Below are 17,416 nucleotides of genomic sequence, written 5' to 3' on the forward strand. Positions count from 1 at the left end.
AAAACGTTTTCGTAAAAAATTTAAGAAAATATTATAAGTTTAGGATTACATCCAGGCTTTATTGCTTCGTTCTATAGCATAAAGACAAAAGTTCATTTTGTGCAAAATGGCTTTATCAACGGCTCTAAATGTAATGTCCCCTGCAGCATTATGAAAAATTACGTGTACAAGATTTCTCCTTTTATACCACAAAGGTTGTTCTACAGTAATCCCCTGTAATTTGTAGATTTCTACGATTTCGGTGCTTTCATCCCAAGCTGAATAGGATTTGGCTATAAACTCCTCTCCTATCTTTAAACATAATGAATTATAAATTCTGAATTGTAAAATTGCATAGAGCAATACATATACTGAAGCTACCAATATCCACCACCTAAATGCGATAAAATTAGTGAAGTATTGTAAAATTCCGATGGCAACCACTGGTATAACGCCTACAAGCAAACGACGCGATAATTCCACCCAATGCGGTCTAAAAGTAATACCGGATTCGTCTTTTGAAGACTGATAAAGAAAGGATTTTATTTTCTGAATCGTAGCTTTTTCCAATCCAGGAATCTGAATCACGCTTTTCTTATCATTGTCTTCACTACTTGCTACCCATAAGCTCGCTTTGTATAAATTTAAGCGTTTTTGTATAGGATTGGTAACGATCTTTAAGATCTGAACCCTGATTGGTTTTAAGGAAACCCGTGTATTGGTACGCAAACCCATTTGCAGATCTAAACTGCTTTTGGTTTGCGTAAGATTAAGATTGAAATATTTAATAAAAACCTCCGCAGTAGTAATAAAAATACTTAGTGCGAGCAGTAAAAAAATAAGTGCGGAAATAAACAAAATCGACTCGGTTGCTACACCTCCTATATCTTCAGTAAACTGTGATTCCCACTGTGATGTTTCTTCCCTGAAAAATTGATTCAGCTCATTAAAAATAGTGGAAATAAATACGAAGATAAGACCAAAACCTCTAAAGAAATTACTGCTTAAACCTGTTTTGATCAAAGTTGACAAACTTAAACGATACGTCCATTTCTCTTTCTGAACTTCTTCAGTTTTGACTTCAGCGTTAATTTGATTCGCCTCTAAAACTTCAGTATCGGTATTATTAGACTCCTTCAGGCTGTTTAAAATATCGGCCAGTTGATTAGCATCTTCAGTATTTACCGCCTTTATTTCAACTTCTTTTTCGTTACTTCCGGCAGTATCGATAACCAAACTATACACTCCGGCGATACGCTGTAAAATGCCTCGTTTAAAATTTACCTGCTGAATTTTATCAAAAGGAATCGACACAAAATCTGAATTAAAAACGCCTTTTTTCAGAATAAATTCTTCTGCTTCATAATCGATATGAAAGAGGAATTTTCTATAATCAAAATAGCTATAAATCGCGATCAAAACCAAAAGCACAGCAAGTCCCAAACCTATGTATAATAACAAGTCACCATCTGGCCTTTTGAATACAAAATAGGCCAAAACTGCCCAAAAACCTCTAACGAGCTTGTAAAAAGTAGAAGTAAAAATGAGTAGAATCCCTACTAAAGATTGCCGTTGCGGTATACTAAAAGCTTTAGCCATTTTCGTTAGCTATTTTACCTGCTAGAGTTTCTTTTAGTTTCTCGGCAATTGTTGGATCTAAACCAGGGATTTTCACATCACTGCCACTACCACCGGCAGTAAAAATTTTAAGAGTAGAGAGATCGAGCCACTTATCTAGAAGGCTACGGCTTATAGATACATGCTGAATTCTATTGAAAGAAACAACCGTAGATTTACTCAAAAGAAATCCGCGTTTATAAATTAGATCTTTTTCTCTGATCGCGTAGGCATAGCGCGGCTGTTTTTTGATGAAGTTGAAGACCATAAATATTAAAAACAGCATTAAAATTCCGCTAATAATACTTCCAACCAAAACTTCTTTCTGAAAATACATAAAAACACCAAAGGCAATAATAAGTAGAAACCAAGCACCTGTCTGTAACAGATGCTTGGTTAATAATTTTGCACGAACGGGATTCATAGCTACCTGTTCAAAATTTGGTAGTGTAGCGATATCGATCGTATTATTGCTAAATTGAGTCTCTACGGAATCCATTTTTTCTCAAAATTTGGCTTTCTTTTTTCCAAAAATGCGTTACGACCTTCTTTGGCTTCATCTGTCATATACGCCAAACGAGTCGCTTCACCAGCAAAAACCTGTTGTCCTACCATTCCGTCATCGGTTAGATTCATGGCAAACTTGAGCATTTTTATGGAAGTAGGTGATTTCGCAAGAATTTCCTGCGCCCATTGGTAAGCGGTATCTTCTAATTCTTCATGCGGAATTACAGCATTTACCATTCCCATATCGTAAGCTTCTTGCGCTGAATAATTTCGACCTAAAAAGAAAATTTCACGTGCTTTCTTTTGACCAACCATTTTGGCCAAATAAGCCGATCCATAACCTGCATCGAAACTGGTAACATCTGCATCGGTTTGTTTAAAAATAGCATGCTCTTTACTTGCTAAAGTAATGTCACAAACCACGTGCAAACTGTGACCACCGCCAACAGCCCATCCTGGCACTACACAAATAACCGCTTTTGGCATAAAGCGAATTAACCGCTGTACTTCTAAAATATTTAAACGATGATAACCATCTTCTCCTACATAACCCTGGTGACCTCTGGCTTTTTGATCGCCACCACTGCAAAAAGAATACACTCCATCTTTTGGTGAAGGACCTTCTGCAGAAAGTAAAACAGCACCTATAGAAGTATCTTCGTGTGCATCTTGAAAAGCATCAAGTAACTCGCTAGTTGTTTTTGGTCGAAATGCGTTACGAACCTCTGGACGGTTAAATGCAATCCTGGCAACACCATTGCTCTTTTTATAAGTGATATCGTCGTATTCCTTAACTGTTTTCCAGTCAGCTTTTTCCATAATGTAAAATTTATGAAGTAAAAATAAGGTTTTGGAAGGAGTTTATAAAGTGAAAGTTGGAGTTTGGACTTTACCGTTTGCGTTAAAAAGAAGCTCGCCATTTAATAATCTACAGAAAAACTCTGATTTTTTATACATTTTGAATTAAAAGTGGACTTGGTTTCTTCCTGAAATTTAGAATACAACATTATAAAATCTCCGGTATTTCTTGACAATTCTCTTTTGTCTGTTCTCTAGATTCTAAAAGCGCAGCGATCTAAATTCTAATCTTTAAAAAATAGTTATAAAAAAACCCGGTGATTAAACCAGGCTTTTTAATTTTTCTCGAATTTATCGCTTATTGCATGTATTTTGCCATAATCGATTGTAGTTCCATCCCCCATTGTTGTCCAACGGTCATAGCTTTTTGCATTACTTTTGGTGTGGTAGCTACCATTTTCTTTCCTACCGAAGTATCATAAAACGCAAGAATTTCATCTATTTCTGCTTCAGTAAATTCTTCTCGATAAATTTCAGCTAACTTAACATAGAGTCCGTTTAAACTCTCATTTAAATCTTTTTTAAAATCTTCGCGACTTTCTTCAGGAATTTGCTGTACAATAGGCTCGCTAATAATTTCAAATTGTTGCCCAGAGGTTAATTCGATTAATTTTACTGCTTTTTTCTGAAATGAATCTCCTTCAGTTTCCTGTGCAAAAACGCTGGTTCCTAAGATTACAAATAGGACAAATATCAACTTTTTCATATTTAGGTTTGGTTTTATAATTTAGCCTAAAGTAGTCTTATTTTTTAAGAATCGTCATTTTCACAAAGTTTTTTCAATTAAAGATTAATTTCCGTAGGTGTCGTTATAATAATCTGTTGCTATTTGATAAGCTTCCTTTCTAGAGCGAACCTTTGCGTCCTTTTTTATTGGATCGATCTTAATTTTTTCTTCTGGATTCAGCATAATTTCAGTAGCGATAACGGTAGACTCTTCCTTATCTATTCTTAAGATCAAGCCCGGGAGCCCATTATAACTATGTGGTCCAAATTGCAATGGGATTTCTGGCGTAAACCATGCAACAACAGGTTCTTCTTCAATTGTCCCGTCACGCATATATTTTTTTTCTAAGCCTTCAGCTTTAAAGCATTTGTAATCACCAATTAATTTGGTCTCGTTTTTAACTTTCCAGCTTATAACATCATATTTCAATAACCCCATCATAGAACTTTTTTCTATAATTCTCTGGTCTTTTAGATTTACATAAAAATCGTTTATTCCAGCTTTGCTTCCAAAACTGAGGCTACTATTTTCATTTTTTAATTTCTCGATGTAATGAAAATACGATTCTTGATCTTTAAAATGAAGTTCGTAATTATCCTCTTCATCGTTTAGATACATGTCTATAACTTGTTTACGTATAGCCGGAGGAACATCTTTTTTCTTCTTGAACTCTTCAAGAGATTTGTTTTTAAAATCTTCATTCATCACTGCTTTATACTTTATAATTCCCGAAGTCTCCTGAGCTAGCAATGAGTTTAAATTGAAAAATAAAACTAATATTATTAAGAGATAACTTACTTTTTTCATGATGATTGATGGTTTTTGTTTGTAAGGCTATCTAAATATAGAGAAAATCTTTACCAATTTTACAATATTGGATTTTAATGATAAAGTTTAGAAAAATGGATACTAAAATTTGAGAATATATGTTTACTATAAAAAAATGATTCTTAATTTTGAAATTACCGCCGTCTGTTTTAAGTTTAGCATAATTTTTGAATCTTCTTTTTTAAAATATTCATTTTTAATGAAAAGACTTCTTGCCATATTATTTATCATAGGTTTCAATGCAATTGCCTTGGCACAGGAAAATCCTGAAAATAACATTGTGAATCTAAAAATGGAAGATCATTCTATCGCCCCTGCGTTAACGGAATTAAGCCCTAATCAATTTCTACAATACGACCCTAATTTACCAAGTGGAACTTTTATAGGCGTCCAAAATGAGCGCGAAGAATTTGATATGGTGGGTATTATAGAAAAAGAAAATCGCCAACGTGAAATGGCGAAAGCTAAAAGATTGGCTAATATTAGTTTACCGCAAACGCAGCGAAAAGAGGAAAAAGTGTTTCAGCTTACCGGTAATAATCAGGAACAAAATCAACTAAATACCGGTATTAGCAACTTCAATAATACTACCAATAGTAATAATCCTTTCTATCAATATCATAATGCATTATACAATAATACCATGAGAGGTTATTACTCACAACCATATCGCACTAACCGTAGATATTATTATTAGTTTTGCTGATTTAAATAAATACCGTCTTCTTTAATATCAATTTGGCGTTGTTTATAAAGATTTCCTGCCGCGCGCTTAAAACTCTTTTTACTCATTTTAAACACCGCTTTTATCTTTTCTGGTGAAGATTTATCGGTAATATTTAGATAGCCGTCATGGTGTTGTAATTCATCTAAAATAGCCTGTGCGTTTGGCTCAATACTTCGATATCCAGGACGTTGCAGCGTAACATCGATTTTGCCGTCTTTCCGAGTCTTTTTTATAAATCCTTTAATGCGATCCCCAATTTCTATAGGCTGAAAAACATCATCATTATACACCAAACCAAGATGAATTTCATTGATAATCACGTTATAACCAAGATCTGTTTTGTTACTTACAATTAGATCGACTTCCTCAAAAGGTTTTATTGTTAAATCTGAATTATCTAAATAAGCATGTACTTTACTTGAAGCTACCAATCGATTAGTGTCTTCATCTAAATAACAAAAGATCAAATAACGATGTCCTTTTTGCATAGGATATACTTGCTCCTTAAACGGAACAAAAAGGTGTTTCTCTAAACCCCAATCTAAAAATGCACCAAAATCGGTTACTTCAACACATTCTAAAAAAGCGAATTCATCTAATTTTACATAAGGCTCTAAAGTAGTCGCCACCGGTCGCTCTGAATGATCCAGGTACACAAAAACTTCTATTTCATCTTCTAACTGAAAGTTCTTAGGAATATATTTATTAGGTAATAACACCTCGTCTCCTTCAGCGTTTTTTAGAAACAAGCCGGGTTCGGTTTCACGATCAATTATTAAACGATGATTTTCGCCAATATTCAGCATAATATAAATTTAGATGACAAAGATACTTTTTAATTTCAGGCTTACACAAAAAAGAATCCGCTTCCTAAATTAGAAAACGGATTCATTTTTAACTAATCTATGAGATTAGGCAAATACAGATTCTTTATTAAAGTATTTGGTAAGCAAATAATACAGTGTTACTCTGTATTTATTTCGGTTGGATTTGCCATATTTTTCTAGCATGGCATTTAATCCTACATCAAGTTTACTATCGTTAGGCAATCCCAGTTTTTTAATTAGAAAATTTTGCTTTACTGTTTCTAACTCGTCTTCGCTGCTTGATGAAACTGTCTCTGCATCATTTCTAAAAACTACGGGACCTAACGATTCGGTTATTTTTCGAATTAATGCCACGTCGGGCTCCTCTCCTACCTTTTCTTTAATATCCTGAATATATTTTCCTACTTTTTCATCAGTCTTAGCACTCATAATTTTGTTTTTTGGTTTCTTCGAATTTACATAGAAACTCAGCAAATTTGCCCCAACAGAATCATAAGAATACTTACTGAAAAATTAAAATCTAATCAAAAACCTGAGAATTTGTTAAAGAATTCAATATATAGTGAGCTGTTTAGTTAGCAGCTCACTCAAAATTCAGAATTAATGTACCTGTTATTTAAAGTTCTTATTCCGTTACAGAACTCCAATTTTCTCCCGTTTTTATCCTATGAATTTGCATATCGGATACTCCGAAATTTTTTGCAATCATTTTAATTCTAGTCCTATTGTTTTTTAATTGGCGTTTAATAATCTTTACTTTTCCTTCGTTTAATTTACCAATATTCTTGCTCCTTTTTTCAACAATTTTGGCCCAATCTGGATGATTAAATTGATGAAGTTCTTTTTCTCTTTTAGTAGCCCATTTTAGATTTTCAATTCGATTGTCGGTCTTGTCGTAATTCAAATGAATCACGCAAGTGCCATCATTTCTTTCTAAAAAATGCTCTGCAATAAGCCTATGGACGTATCTGCTTGTCCGTTTTCCATTCTCTTTTTGCTGAAGAGGTAAAGTTTGATAACCGTTTATAAAATATTTCTTTACAAGAAATTCCTTATCAGTTTTGCAATTTATAATTCTACCGTAATTTGATATTTTAAATTTTTCTTTTTCAGATATTTTGCTATCAAACTCAATCTCTTTCCATTCTTCATTCCAATAACTTCGTATCATTTCTCAATTTTTTTTATCAAATGTTAATTACCTCATGTAACTAAAATACTCTAGTAAAACCTTATCGTTTACTTTACGCGGCGTAAAAATCTCTAAAATTTTAGGTCGTTCTGAAGCCTCAAAAAATGTGCTTAAAGAATGATTAATTTCAGGTTCTGAATTGGCCGAATCATATTCAAATTTATACATTTTTGCCAATTGTTCTGCTTTAAGGTCATGAACGGTTTCAAAAAATGTATCAAACTGTTCGCTATTCTTATTTCCTGGCAGAATTCTGAAAATTCCTCCACCTGAATTATTCAGAATTATAATTCTAAAATTAGCAGGTAAATATTTATTCCAAAGGGCGTTGCTATCGTAAAAGAAACTAAGATCGCCCGTTACCATCAAAACAGGTTCTTTACTCGCCATCGCAGATCCTACTGCGGTTGAGATACTACCATCGATACCACTAGTACCGCGATTACAGAAAATTCGCAGCAAAGGATTCCATTTAAATAATTGCGCGTAGCGAATAGTAGAACTATTGGCCAATTGCATAATATAATGATCTGGCACCTTTGGCACCAATAATTGCATGGCTTTTAAATCTGAATACGGAATCTCGTCCATATACGCATCGTGCCGCACCTGGCGTTTTTCACGTATATTTTTCCAAAATTCGCCATAATCACTATCGATTTTTGATGTAAGCGGAAAGAAATCTTTAAAAAAATCATTCACCGATGTTTCAAAATGCTTATTTAAGCAAAAGAACGTATTATACGCCTTTTTAGAATCGACGTGCCAGTGATGCTTGGGATTATAATTCCGCAGAAAAGCTTTTATTTTTTTTGAAACGATCATTCCTCCAAACGTAAACAAAATATCTGGTCGCAAAGCTTCAAAAAGCTCTTGCATATTTTCGTCTTTCTCGATAGGGCCAACGATCGTATCGATTCTGGTAAAAAATGCTGAGTGGTGTAAGTTGGAGGTTGTTTCAGTAAATACAATTACAGAGTCATCTTTAGCTAGTTTCTCAAGGAATTTTTGCTCCACTACATTTGGATGAGCAACACCAACAATTACCATTTTGCGCTTAGACTTATTCCAAATTTCGGCATAAGGCAAAAGCTCTTCTTTGGAATAGTGCCTTTTGGTAATTTCAGGAAGGATCTCGATAGGATTTACCTCGATATCTTCAACCGTATCATAAAGCGGTTCGTAAAAAGGCACATTAATATGCACCGGTCCTTTTTCTTCAATAGCTTTATTCAGCGCTAAATTAATCTCACGCTCATTATGTTTTTGTGCTTCCCATTGTTTTTGCTGAAGTTTTTTATCGATCGCTTCAGATTCTAAAACCAGCTCAGAATAAAGATTTGCCGAATAAAGAATATGATTTTCATAGACATTTTTCTGCCTAATGGTTTGCCCGTCCCCAATATCGATACGTTCGATTGGGCGATCTGCAGAAATTACTACAAGCGGAATATCGCTATAAAAAGCCTCTGAAATTGCCGGATAATAATTAAGCAATGCTGAACCAGAGCTGCACACCAGTGCCACCGGTTGCTGTAGTTGCTGCGCCATTCCTAGGGCAACAAAAGCGGCACAACGCTCGTCTACAATGCTGTAAGACCGTATTTCTGGATGATGCGTAAATCCAATTGTTAACGGTGCATTTCTTGAGCCTGGAGAGATTACTACGTGTTTTATATTTTTTGAAACGCAAAGTGAAACCACATTACGTGCAACAGGTATTTTAGAATACTTCACAAAGTTTATTTTTTGCGAGCGGAAGCTTCTAGGGAAAGTTAGGAAACTTCAACGCAACATAATTATACCTCAAAATTACGATTTACGGCAGACTTCCGCAGCACCTTTAAAAAGTATTTAACTGAATTTTTTAGATAGAGAAAACTTAGCCAAACCTCACAGGTTTCAAAAACCTGTGAGGTTTAATTGATTTTCATTTTAATCCTGATGGACCAAAACCGATTTAATCGTATAACTTTTGTTCACTGTTTCTTCCCATTCGGCTGCCGGGTTAGAATCTACCGTTATACCGCCGCCAATAAAAATTTCAGCTTCGCCTTTCACTAATTTCATACATCTAAGATTCACGAATATCTGTGATTGTTTTGAAATGCTGGCATACGCCTGATTTTCTTGATTTCGACGATTCGAATTTCGCTTTATTTCTTGTTTAAGATTAATCTCCCCAAGAAAACCGGAGTAAAATTCGCGATCACTATGCTCATTCTCCAAAATGAATTTCTTTGCTTTCTCACGCGGAAATCCGCATACAGCAGGAGTTGGATGTAAACTTTCCAATAAATTCGATAAATTATCATTCTCTAAAACAGCTGATATATCGGTACGAATATGTAACAAATTCCCCGCTTTTACGGTATAAGGATCACTCAGGTTAATTGCTCCGGCAGATACTTTAAAATCCTTTAATTTTTGCACAATCTCGTCTGAAACAATTTTTTGCTCTTCTACCTCTTTTGGTGTCCACGTAGCTTCATCGATGGTTGCTTTAAAAGCCTGCGTTCCAGCAAGAGCCATAGTTTTAAAGCGATTTCGTTCAACTTTCACCAAAGTCTCTGGTGTAGCTCCTAACCAAATTCCGCTTTCAGGATGAGACCAGATATAGCAAAAGGCTTTTGGATAATTTTCGAGTAAATTTTTAAAGATCGAAACGGCTGAAAGTTGCGTTTGGCTATGCTCTTTTCTGGCTAAAACCACTTTTTTCATACTACCGGATTCAATTTCAGTAATTGCTTTTTCAACCAGCTCTTCATGCTCTTTTTGCTGAGTATGATTTGTAATTTCTGGAATATATTCTGAAGTTTCTTTTATAGAATCTTCAGTTTTTAATTCCGTAGAAATATGTTCAGATTTATCTTCAGGAATTAAAAAACTTTTCTTTCCGCAGAAATCAGAAAAAACAAATCCGCTTTCTGAAAAATCGGTCGTTGTATACGATTGCTTATCCTTTTGTAGCAATGCTTGGATTACATTTTCATCGGGTTTTCGATAAGCTACAACGGGTAAATTTTTATTGATATGATCTTCTAATGCGTTAAAAAACGCCATCGCCTGCATCATGATTTCTTTTTTGCTAGTGCTATGGTTGTTAGTTTTACCAGGGAAATTAAATTATCTGCAGCATCGGTAATATGAATATTCCAAAGTTGCGTGGTACGGCCTTTATGAATAAAAGTGGCTTTGGCAAAAACATCGCCCTCTTTTATGCTTTTAAGGTGATTGGCAGAAATTTCTATACCGCGAATCACAAAATCTTGGGTATCTAAAAATAGATAACTCGCAGCGCTCCCAACACTTTCGGCCAAAGCCACACTTGCGCCGCCATGCAACACGCCATCTGGCTGATGCACTCTTGGCGTCACAGGCATTTTTGCGGTTAAAAAATCTTCACCAACATCGATAAATTCAATATTCAAGGTTTCCATCAACGTGTTTTCACACATTTTTGCACACATTCCCAGGATTTCCTCTTTGTTCATAGCATTACGATTAATTACTTTGTAAAAGTACAAAATTGAATCTACAGCATGAGCCGCGAAAAACAGGTTTATTACCAAATTAGCAACACCTATAGTGTTTTAAACGAGTTTACCGAAACCACAAAAAATGTCTGGTTGGTTTGCCATGGTATTGGATATTTAAGCCGGTATTTTATTCGGTTTTTTAATCATCTGGATCCCAGTGAAAACTATATTATCGCACCACAGGCACAAAGCAAATATTATTTAAAATCTGATTATCGACATGTAGGCGCTTCCTGGCTTACAAAAGAAAATACAGACGCTGATATTGAAAACGTGCTGAACTATTTAGATGAATTATTTACAGAAGAAAAGTTAGCTAAAGCGCCCAATTTGATTGTTTTGGGATATTCCCAGGGAGTTTCTGTAGCTACACGATTTTTAGCGCGAAGACAGATTAAATGCGATCAACTAATTCTTCATTCCGGAAAAGTGCCTGCGGAATTAAATCCCGAAGATTTTAAATTCTTAAAAGACACAAAAGTTACTTATCTCTACGGAACAGAAGATGAATACCTAAAAAAAGGAATCATAAAAGTTGAAGAAGAACGTATGAAATCCTTGTTCCCAAAAAATTTTGAAATTATAAGGTATAACGGCGGACACGAATTTAACACTGAAATTATTAAGAAACTTAGTTGATTTGCATTTGTTTGAGCGATCAGCTGTTAGCAACTATCTTAATAAATTTATAATTCAAAATTCAACACAAATTCTATATTCTATCTTCTAGACTCTTTTATCTTGAGTCTTGTTTCCTATAACTTACGCCTAAATTACATTATCCACTTTTCATTTTTTTCTGAATAATTTTGAATATTTTCGCGACATACGATTTATAAAAGCAATGGAATCACAAAAAAGCGTAGGAACTTCAAAAAAAACTTCAGTTTTAAAGAATATCGGTCCGGGATTTTTACTTGCGGGCGCTGCAATTGGAGTTTCACACTTGGTGCAGTCTACACGTGCCGGAGCTGATTATGGATACATCTTAATTTGGGCGTTATTGCTGGCGTGTATTTCTAAGTATCCATTTTTAGAATTTGGTGCTCGTTATGTGGCCGGAACCGGGAAACATTTAATTTCCGGCTATAAGCAGTTAGGTAAGATTCCGTATTATTTGTTCATATTTATTACCGTGGCCAGCATGTTTATTATTCAGGCCGCTGTAACTATCGTGACTGCTGGTTTAGCTGAACGGCTTTTTAATTTCGGCTTATCCCCTTTTGTATGGAGTTTTATCATCTTTGGAGCTAGTATTGCTTTGCTTTTAATCGGGAAATACCCCGGATTAGACAAAAGCATGAAGATTATCGTGAGTCTGCTTACCGTAGCCACTTTGGCGGCAGTTTGTATGGCCTTGGGAATACAAAAAGACCCAATTGAAACCGTAGAAATTCCGTCGCTTTGGACTACTGCAAGTCTTGGCTTTATTATCGCTTTTATGGGTTGGATGCCTATTCCCCTTGATGCTGCAGTATGGCATTCAATATGGACTAAGGAAAAAGCTCACGGCAACATAGAAAAATTGACTTTAAAAAATGCCTTTTTAGACTTCAATATTGGGTATTTTTCGGCATGTTTTATTGGAGTGCTTTTCTTTTTACTTGGTGTTTTAGTAATGTTTGGGAGTGGTGAGAGTTTTAGCAGCAACAGCGTTGAATTTTCTTCTCAGCTTATTAATCTCTACGGAAAAACACTTGGAGAATGGAGCAAACCGATTATCGCAATCGCTGCTTTTGTCACCATGCTGAGTACTGTAATTACCGTGACCGATGCGTATCCCAGAGTAATCTCAGAACTTTTTCATCCTGAAGTATCCAAAACCGATAATCGTAAAAAACGCTGGCAATTTTATAAAATATCGATATTCATTATCCCGATACTTTCGTTGGCGATTCTATATTTTAGTTCTGGATCTTTTACTGTTCTTGTTGATTTTGCTGCCGGATTATCTTTTTTATCAGCTCCGATTCTCGCATGGTTTAATTATAAATTAGTTACCGGCAAAGAAATGCCAGAAGCCGACCGTCCCGGTAAAAACTATCGAATATTTACCATGATATGCTTTGTGATGCTTTTGATATTTAATATTGCATATTTGGGTTATAATTTTTTTGTATAGAATCATATTAAACGCAGGCATTCTCCAAAACCTCAGCAACTTCTTGTTTCAAAATGCTAATTGTACCATCTGCACTTATTTTTATATAAAATCGATCGGTCTGTACTGGTTCACAGAATTTTACGGTTTGCCTAACGATTAATTCAAATCCATCTTCTACTTGTTTATAAGCTCCATTATTTTTATCATCTACTGCCCAATAATATCCGTTAGCTCTCGCAACGAGTAAGGCTTCGCCTGGTGTGCTTATTTCTCCGAGGAAATTAAGAACATCCTCTTTAGAAGTGACTAAAAAATTATCTTCTTGTCTTTGATATTTGATGTAACTAAAGCAGTATCCCGGTAGGCAACCATAGTTAAATCCTTCTTCGGCCTGTAATTCGTTAAAAGCTGTTTTACAATCAACATCTGAACAAGTTTCACCAAAAGAAAAAAGTATAGTATTGCGATATATTATTGAATTTGGATCATCGGGATCTTCATAATCTGGCATTGTCTGGATATACTCAAAATAAGAGATTGGCGTTTCTGGATTTATATCTGAAAAAGGATATTCTTCAGGTATGGCTTCAAAATCATCAAAATTGACTTTAATACCATCATCATCGTCTGAACACGAAAATAGTAAAATTGTTAAAGCTAAAATTGATAGTTTTTTGATCATAATATTTCATTGATTTCTAATTAGATACTAAAATTCAAAAAAGGTTGCGTATAAAAAAAGCCGCTGATTTCTTAGCGGCTTTTTCTACAATTGTATTTTTAAAAGTTTACTCAAAACAAAAACTTAAATCTATGCTATAATTAATATCCGCCTCAATATTTTCGCCACACATACCTCGAACGTCACCAATACTACAATCTGGATCATCTGAAATTATTATTTTTGAAATCCTATTGGTATATCCAGATATTGTTGCATTTAAAACTCCATTTTCAAAACTATTAATTCTAAAATTAGCTCCTTCTTCAGTAGCTTCATCTAATTTTTTAATAGGATCTAGTGTACTATAATGATAGCTTACAGTTTCGCTCGATTGCTCCGGAAAACGGAATACAAAATTTATATATTGAAAATTTTCACGAATACTTTTTTCGGAAAAATTATTAACGATGTCTGCATCCAAACTTATATAAATTTGAAAACGCTCATCCATATAACTATAAGCTCGATAATAATAGTTTTCGTCACAAGTGACGTTAACAGGACAAGTGATTTCAAGCGCTGTACAATCATTTAAAGAACCAATGCTTAAATTATACGGTTCATATCTAAAATCTGTTGAATCATCGTCATCATTACTACAGGAAAGTGTAAGAAAGGTTAATACACATAGAAGTAAAAGTTTTTTCATTTGTTTTTTTGAATTTCGATATATGATTATTTTATTTTTTCATCAAAAAAGCACTTATGCAAAAAGGATTAATTTGAGTCAAATAAGTATTTATCTCAAAAAGTGGAGATCACTATCATTAAAATTAATCCGAATCAGAGCAGGTAAAAAGCTTTAAATCATCCTGACCTTCATTGTCTAAGTACTCATTACTTTGTTCTGCAGTTAATTCAGCTTCAACATCTCCATTACAGTTATAAAATGTTATCATCGCTTGAAAATTCACAGCACCATCAGTGATTAATTCATAATAAACAGTTTGTCCCTTATAATTACCTCTAAAAATTGAAACTTCAATTTCGCAATTTGAGTTCAGTTCAGCTTTAAAATTAGTAAACCAAGTTTCATTTAATCCACCTGGACAGTTAGTATCATCATCGTCTGAACAAGAAAATAGTAAAATTGTTAAAGCTAAAATTGATAGTTTTCTGATCATAATATTTCATTGATTTCTAATTAGATACTAAAATTCAAAAAAGGTTGCGTACAAAAAAAGCCGCTGAAAAATCCAGCGGCTTTTTATCAAATATGAAATTTTAATCTCCTTTAGTCATTACAAATAAAGATTTCCTCGATCTCTCGACCTGGACTATTTACGAACTCCCTGCTCTCTTCAATAGTAAATGATTCAACCTTTTTTCCCGTACAACTGTATAAAGTAATCTCGTCGAATCCATAACATAACGGGTCTATCATTTGAATATAAAAAACTGTTTCACCTTCATATTCACTTTTTATAATTGAAACTTCGCAGGAAAATTCACCACAATCTAACTTCTGTTTTAAGTCCTGCATCCAACCTATTGCTAAAGGATCTTCTGCTGTACAAGCACTTTCTAACTTAATTTGCGAATTTGCAACGACTTCATTTCCATCTTCAGTGCAGGAAAATAGTACAGAGAGTAAAAGGAAAAATAATAATGATCTTCTCATAATTGATTGAATTAAAACATGCTTTCACACTATAGATGCAAAAAACCCTAAAAGGTTGCGTATAAAAAAAGCCGCTGAAAAATCCAGCGGCTTTTTATCTAATATCTAGATGAAGTTTATTTCACTTCTTCAAAGTCTACATCTTCTACATCGTCTCCACCTTTGGCTTCACCGCCTCCGGCTTGTCCACCTTCTGCACCAGCAGCTCCCTGAGCACCACCTTGTGCTTCAGCTTGCGCTTTATACATTTCTTCAGAAGCTGTTTTCCATGCTTCATTCAATTTGTCTAATGCAAGAGTTATTTGTTCCAACTCTTTAGTTTCGTAAGCTTTCTTAAGCTCTTCTAAAGCATCTTCAATAGGCTTTTTCTTATCGTCAGAAAGTTTGTCTCCAAATTCTTTCAACTGCTTCTCAGTTTGGAAGATCATCCCGTCTGCTTCGTTAAGCTTATCTACTTTTTCTTTCGCTTTTTTATCGGCATCAGCATTAGCTTCAGCTTCCTGCTTCATTTTCTCGATTTCTTCTTCTGTTAGTCCTGAAGAAGCTTCGATACGAATATCCTGAGATTTTCCTGTTGCTTTATCTGTCGCGCTTACTTTAATAATACCGTTAGCATCGATATCGAAAGTTACTTCAATCTGAGGTGTTCCTCTTGGCGCTGGTGGAATTCCGTCTAAATGGAATCTACCAATCGTTTTGTTATCTGCCGCCATTGGACGCTCTCCTTGTAGTACGTGAATTTCTACTGAAGGCTGATTATCTGCTGCGGTAGAGAATGTTTGGGATTTTTTAGAAGGAATAGTTGTATTCGCTTCAATTAGTTTAGTGTTCACACCACCCATAGTTTCGATACCTAATGAAAGCGGAGTAACATCTAATAACAATACGTCTTTAACATCACCAGTTAATACACCACCCTGAATTGCAGCACCAATAGATACTACCTCATCTGGATTCACACCTTTAGAAGGTTTTTTTCCGAAGAAACTTTCTACTTCTTCCTGAATTTTAGGAATACGAGTAGAACCACCTACTAAAATTACTTCATCAATATCACTTTTAGAAAGACCTGCATCTTGAAGCGCTTTTTTAACTGGCTCCATAGATCTTGTCACTAATTCTGCAGCTAATTGCTCAAACTTAGATCTAGATAAAGATTCTACCAAGTGTTTTGGTCCACTAGCTGTAGCAGTAACATAAGGTAGATTAATTTCTGTTTGAGAAGAAGATGATAACTCAATCTTCGCTTTTTCAGCAGCTTCTTTTAGACGCTGCAACGCCATAGGATCTTTTCTAAGATCGATATCTTCAGCTTTCTGAAAAGTATCAGCTAACCAATCGATAATCACTTCGTCAAAATCGTCTCCACCAAGGTGAGTATCACCATTTGTAGATAATACCTCAAATACACCATCACCTAATTCTAGGATAGAAATATCGAAAGTACCACCACCAAGATCATATACTGCGATTTTTTGATCTGTTGATTTTTTATCAAGACCGTATGCAAGTGCAGCCGCTGTTGGCTCGTTAATGATACGTCTTACTTTAAGACCTGCGATTTCACCAGCTTCTTTAGTAGCCTGACGCTGAGAATCGTTAAAATATGCTGGTACTGTAATTACAGCTTCAGTAACATCCTGTCCTAAATAATCTTCAGCAGTTTTTTTCATTTTCTGAAGGATCATTGCTGAAAGTTCTTGCGGAGTATAAAGACGACCGTCAATATCTACACGAGGAGTATCATTATCTCCTTTTTTTACTTTATATGCTACACGCCCTGCTTCTCTTGAAGATTCAGAGTATTTATTACCCATAAATCTTTTGATGGAAGCAATCGTTTTTTCTGGGTTGGTAACAGCCTGTCTTTTTGCAGGATCTCCAACTTTAATTTCACCACCTTCTACAAAAGCAATTACAGAAGGAGTTGTTCTTTTACCTTCGGCATTAGGGATTACCGTAGGCTCGTTACCTTCCATAACTGAAACGCAGGAGTTTGTTGTACCTAAATCAATTCCAATTATCTTACTCATAACTTTATACTTAATTTAATTTTTTATTCAATGTTTCGATCTCTAAAAGTCAATCTTTATGCCAGCAAAAAACTTATGACAGGTTGGCAGAAACATTTTTAAACAGCTGTGTTTTGGAGAGAATTCAATGTAA

At 34.8% G+C, this 17,416-nt stretch carries 19 protein-coding genes; 3 read left to right on the plus strand and 16 right to left on the minus strand.

From position 1 onward, the window contains the following. Positions 1 to 45: 45 nt before the first annotated feature. The 5 genes from PBT89_RS10800 to PBT89_RS10820 form a co-directional block, all read right to left on the minus strand. Complete coding sequence (locus PBT89_RS10800) at positions 46 to 1,578, minus strand: PH domain-containing protein (protein WP_270061916.1); 1,533 nt, start codon at positions 1,576 to 1,578, stop codon at positions 46 to 48. Then, a complete protein-coding gene (locus PBT89_RS10805) occupies positions 1,571 to 2,095 on the minus strand; it encodes a PH domain-containing protein (RefSeq protein WP_270061917.1) in 525 nt (174 codons plus the stop codon). Before PBT89_RS10805 ends, PBT89_RS10800 begins: the two co-directional genes overlap by 8 nt. Further along, positions 2,083 to 2,922 (minus strand): 1,4-dihydroxy-2-naphthoyl-CoA synthase, encoded by an 840-nt coding sequence (locus PBT89_RS10810; protein WP_270060969.1) that lies wholly within the window; start codon positions 2,920 to 2,922, stop codon positions 2,083 to 2,085. Before PBT89_RS10810 ends, PBT89_RS10805 begins: the two co-directional genes overlap by 13 nt. A 337-nt stretch (positions 2,923 to 3,259) precedes the next feature. Next, complete coding sequence (locus PBT89_RS10815; RefSeq protein ID WP_270061918.1) at positions 3,260 to 3,667, minus strand: DUF2059 domain-containing protein; 408 nt, start codon at positions 3,665 to 3,667, stop codon at positions 3,260 to 3,262. 84 nt (positions 3,668 to 3,751) lie between these two features. Then, the gene (locus tag PBT89_RS10820) at positions 3,752 to 4,495 is read right to left on the minus strand and encodes a GLPGLI family protein (protein ID WP_270061919.1); all 744 of its coding nucleotides are present in this window, start codon (positions 4,493 to 4,495) and stop codon (positions 3,752 to 3,754) included. 220 nt (positions 4,496 to 4,715) lie between these two features. Between PBT89_RS10820 and PBT89_RS10825 the strand changes: the two genes are divergently transcribed. Continuing rightward, on the plus strand, positions 4,716 to 5,213 hold the full coding sequence (locus PBT89_RS10825) for a hypothetical protein (RefSeq protein WP_270061920.1): 498 nt from the start codon (positions 4,716 to 4,718) through the stop codon (positions 5,211 to 5,213). Here the strand turns inward: PBT89_RS10825 and PBT89_RS10830 are convergent. The 6 genes from PBT89_RS10830 to PBT89_RS10855 form a co-directional block, all read right to left on the minus strand. After that, positions 5,210 to 6,049, minus strand: coding sequence for a CvfB family protein (locus tag PBT89_RS10830; RefSeq protein WP_270060965.1), 840 nt, complete (start codon positions 6,047 to 6,049; stop codon positions 5,210 to 5,212). The genes PBT89_RS10825 and PBT89_RS10830 overlap by 4 nt on opposite strands. Positions 6,050 to 6,154: 105 nt before the next feature. Continuing rightward, positions 6,155 to 6,499 carry a DUF2853 family protein gene (locus tag PBT89_RS10835; protein ID WP_270060964.1) on the minus strand — a complete coding sequence of 115 codons (345 nt, stop codon included), beginning with the start codon at positions 6,497 to 6,499 and terminating at the stop codon, positions 6,155 to 6,157. Positions 6,500 to 6,695: 196 nt separating this feature from the next. Continuing rightward, entirely contained in the window at positions 6,696 to 7,241 is a 546-nt protein-coding gene (locus PBT89_RS10840) for an HNH endonuclease signature motif containing protein (protein ID WP_270060963.1), read from the minus strand. A 27-nt stretch (positions 7,242 to 7,268) separates the two neighbouring features. Beyond that, complete coding sequence (menD, locus tag PBT89_RS10845) at positions 7,269 to 8,999, minus strand: 2-succinyl-5-enolpyruvyl-6-hydroxy-3-cyclohexene-1-carboxylic-acid synthase (RefSeq protein ID WP_270061921.1); 1,731 nt, start codon at positions 8,997 to 8,999, stop codon at positions 7,269 to 7,271. A 198-nt stretch (positions 9,000 to 9,197) separates the two neighbouring features. Then, the gene (locus tag PBT89_RS10850) at positions 9,198 to 10,337 is read right to left on the minus strand and encodes a chorismate-binding protein (RefSeq protein WP_270061922.1); all 1,140 of its coding nucleotides are present in this window, start codon (positions 10,335 to 10,337) and stop codon (positions 9,198 to 9,200) included. After that, positions 10,334 to 10,756 carry a PaaI family thioesterase gene (locus tag PBT89_RS10855; RefSeq protein ID WP_270061923.1) on the minus strand — a complete coding sequence of 141 codons (423 nt, stop codon included), beginning with the start codon at positions 10,754 to 10,756 and terminating at the stop codon, positions 10,334 to 10,336. Before PBT89_RS10855 ends, PBT89_RS10850 begins: the two co-directional genes overlap by 4 nt. Before the next feature lie 48 nt (positions 10,757 to 10,804). Between PBT89_RS10855 and PBT89_RS10860 the strand changes: the two genes are divergently transcribed. Next, a complete protein-coding gene (locus tag PBT89_RS10860; protein WP_270061924.1) occupies positions 10,805 to 11,440 on the plus strand; it encodes an alpha/beta hydrolase in 636 nt (211 codons plus the stop codon). A gap of 205 nt (positions 11,441 to 11,645) precedes the next feature. Next, positions 11,646 to 12,923 carry an NRAMP family divalent metal transporter gene (locus tag PBT89_RS10865; RefSeq protein WP_270061925.1) on the plus strand — a complete coding sequence of 426 codons (1,278 nt, stop codon included), beginning with the start codon at positions 11,646 to 11,648 and terminating at the stop codon, positions 12,921 to 12,923. A 7-nt stretch (positions 12,924 to 12,930) separates the two neighbouring features. Here the strand turns inward: PBT89_RS10865 and PBT89_RS10870 are convergent, their stop codons facing one another. The 5 genes from PBT89_RS10870 to dnaK all read right to left on the minus strand — a co-directional run bounded on the left by PBT89_RS10870 (position 12,931) and on the right by dnaK (position 17,283). Further along, positions 12,931 to 13,587, minus strand: coding sequence for a hypothetical protein (locus tag PBT89_RS10870; RefSeq protein ID WP_270061926.1), 657 nt, complete (start codon positions 13,585 to 13,587; stop codon positions 12,931 to 12,933). A gap of 106 nt (positions 13,588 to 13,693) precedes the next feature. Continuing rightward, positions 13,694 to 14,278 carry a hypothetical protein gene (locus tag PBT89_RS10875; RefSeq protein ID WP_270061927.1) on the minus strand — a complete coding sequence of 195 codons (585 nt, stop codon included), beginning with the start codon at positions 14,276 to 14,278 and terminating at the stop codon, positions 13,694 to 13,696. A 124-nt stretch (positions 14,279 to 14,402) separates the two neighbouring features. Then, positions 14,403 to 14,753, minus strand: coding sequence for a hypothetical protein (locus PBT89_RS10880; RefSeq protein WP_270061928.1), 351 nt, complete (start codon positions 14,751 to 14,753; stop codon positions 14,403 to 14,405). A gap of 110 nt (positions 14,754 to 14,863) precedes the next feature. Beyond that, complete coding sequence (locus PBT89_RS10885; protein ID WP_270061929.1) at positions 14,864 to 15,250, minus strand: hypothetical protein; 387 nt, start codon at positions 15,248 to 15,250, stop codon at positions 14,864 to 14,866. A gap of 116 nt (positions 15,251 to 15,366) precedes the next feature. Then, complete coding sequence (dnaK, locus tag PBT89_RS10890; RefSeq protein WP_270061930.1) at positions 15,367 to 17,283, minus strand: molecular chaperone DnaK; 1,917 nt, start codon at positions 17,281 to 17,283, stop codon at positions 15,367 to 15,369. Between the last annotated feature and the right edge of the window lie 133 nt (positions 17,284 to 17,416).

This window comes from Zunongwangia sp. HRR-M8 (assembly GCF_027594405.1).
Classification (GTDB): domain Bacteria; phylum Bacteroidota; class Bacteroidia; order Flavobacteriales; family Flavobacteriaceae; genus Zunongwangia.

Excerpts from the sequence above, each read along its gene's own strand:
- PBT89_RS10800 (WP_270061916.1), bottom strand. The coding sequence starts at position 1,578 with ATGGCTAAAGCTTTTAGTATACCGCAACGGCAATCTTTAGTAGGGATT.
- PBT89_RS10805 (WP_270061917.1), bottom strand. The coding sequence starts at position 2,095 with ATGGATTCCGTAGAGACTCAATTTAGCAATAATACGATCGATATCGCT.
- PBT89_RS10810 (WP_270060969.1), bottom strand. The coding sequence starts at position 2,922 with ATGGAAAAAGCTGACTGGAAAACAGTTAAGGAATACGACGATATCACT.
- PBT89_RS10815 (WP_270061918.1), bottom strand. The coding sequence starts at position 3,667 with ATGAAAAAGTTGATATTTGTCCTATTTGTAATCTTAGGAACCAGCGTT.
- PBT89_RS10820 (WP_270061919.1), bottom strand. The coding sequence starts at position 4,495 with ATGAAAAAAGTAAGTTATCTCTTAATAATATTAGTTTTATTTTTCAAT.
- PBT89_RS10825 (WP_270061920.1), top strand. The coding sequence starts at position 4,716 with ATGAAAAGACTTCTTGCCATATTATTTATCATAGGTTTCAATGCAATT.
- PBT89_RS10830 (WP_270060965.1), bottom strand. The coding sequence starts at position 6,049 with ATGCTGAATATTGGCGAAAATCATCGTTTAATAATTGATCGTGAAACC.
- PBT89_RS10835 (WP_270060964.1), bottom strand. The coding sequence starts at position 6,499 with ATGAGTGCTAAGACTGATGAAAAAGTAGGAAAATATATTCAGGATATT.
- PBT89_RS10840 (WP_270060963.1), bottom strand. The coding sequence starts at position 7,241 with ATGATACGAAGTTATTGGAATGAAGAATGGAAAGAGATTGAGTTTGAT.
- PBT89_RS10850 (WP_270061922.1), bottom strand. The coding sequence starts at position 10,337 with ATGATGCAGGCGATGGCGTTTTTTAACGCATTAGAAGATCATATCAAT.
- PBT89_RS10855 (WP_270061923.1), bottom strand. The coding sequence starts at position 10,756 with ATGAACAAAGAGGAAATCCTGGGAATGTGTGCAAAAATGTGTGAAAAC.
- PBT89_RS10860 (WP_270061924.1), top strand. The coding sequence starts at position 10,805 with ATGAGCCGCGAAAAACAGGTTTATTACCAAATTAGCAACACCTATAGT.
- PBT89_RS10865 (WP_270061925.1), top strand. The coding sequence starts at position 11,646 with ATGGAATCACAAAAAAGCGTAGGAACTTCAAAAAAAACTTCAGTTTTA.
- PBT89_RS10870 (WP_270061926.1), bottom strand. The coding sequence starts at position 13,587 with ATGATCAAAAAACTATCAATTTTAGCTTTAACAATTTTACTATTTTCG.
- PBT89_RS10875 (WP_270061927.1), bottom strand. The coding sequence starts at position 14,278 with ATGAAAAAACTTTTACTTCTATGTGTATTAACCTTTCTTACACTTTCC.
- PBT89_RS10880 (WP_270061928.1), bottom strand. The coding sequence starts at position 14,753 with ATGATCAGAAAACTATCAATTTTAGCTTTAACAATTTTACTATTTTCT.
- PBT89_RS10885 (WP_270061929.1), bottom strand. The coding sequence starts at position 15,250 with ATGAGAAGATCATTATTATTTTTCCTTTTACTCTCTGTACTATTTTCC.
- dnaK (WP_270061930.1), bottom strand. The coding sequence starts at position 17,283 with ATGAGTAAGATAATTGGAATTGATTTAGGTACAACAAACTCCTGCGTT.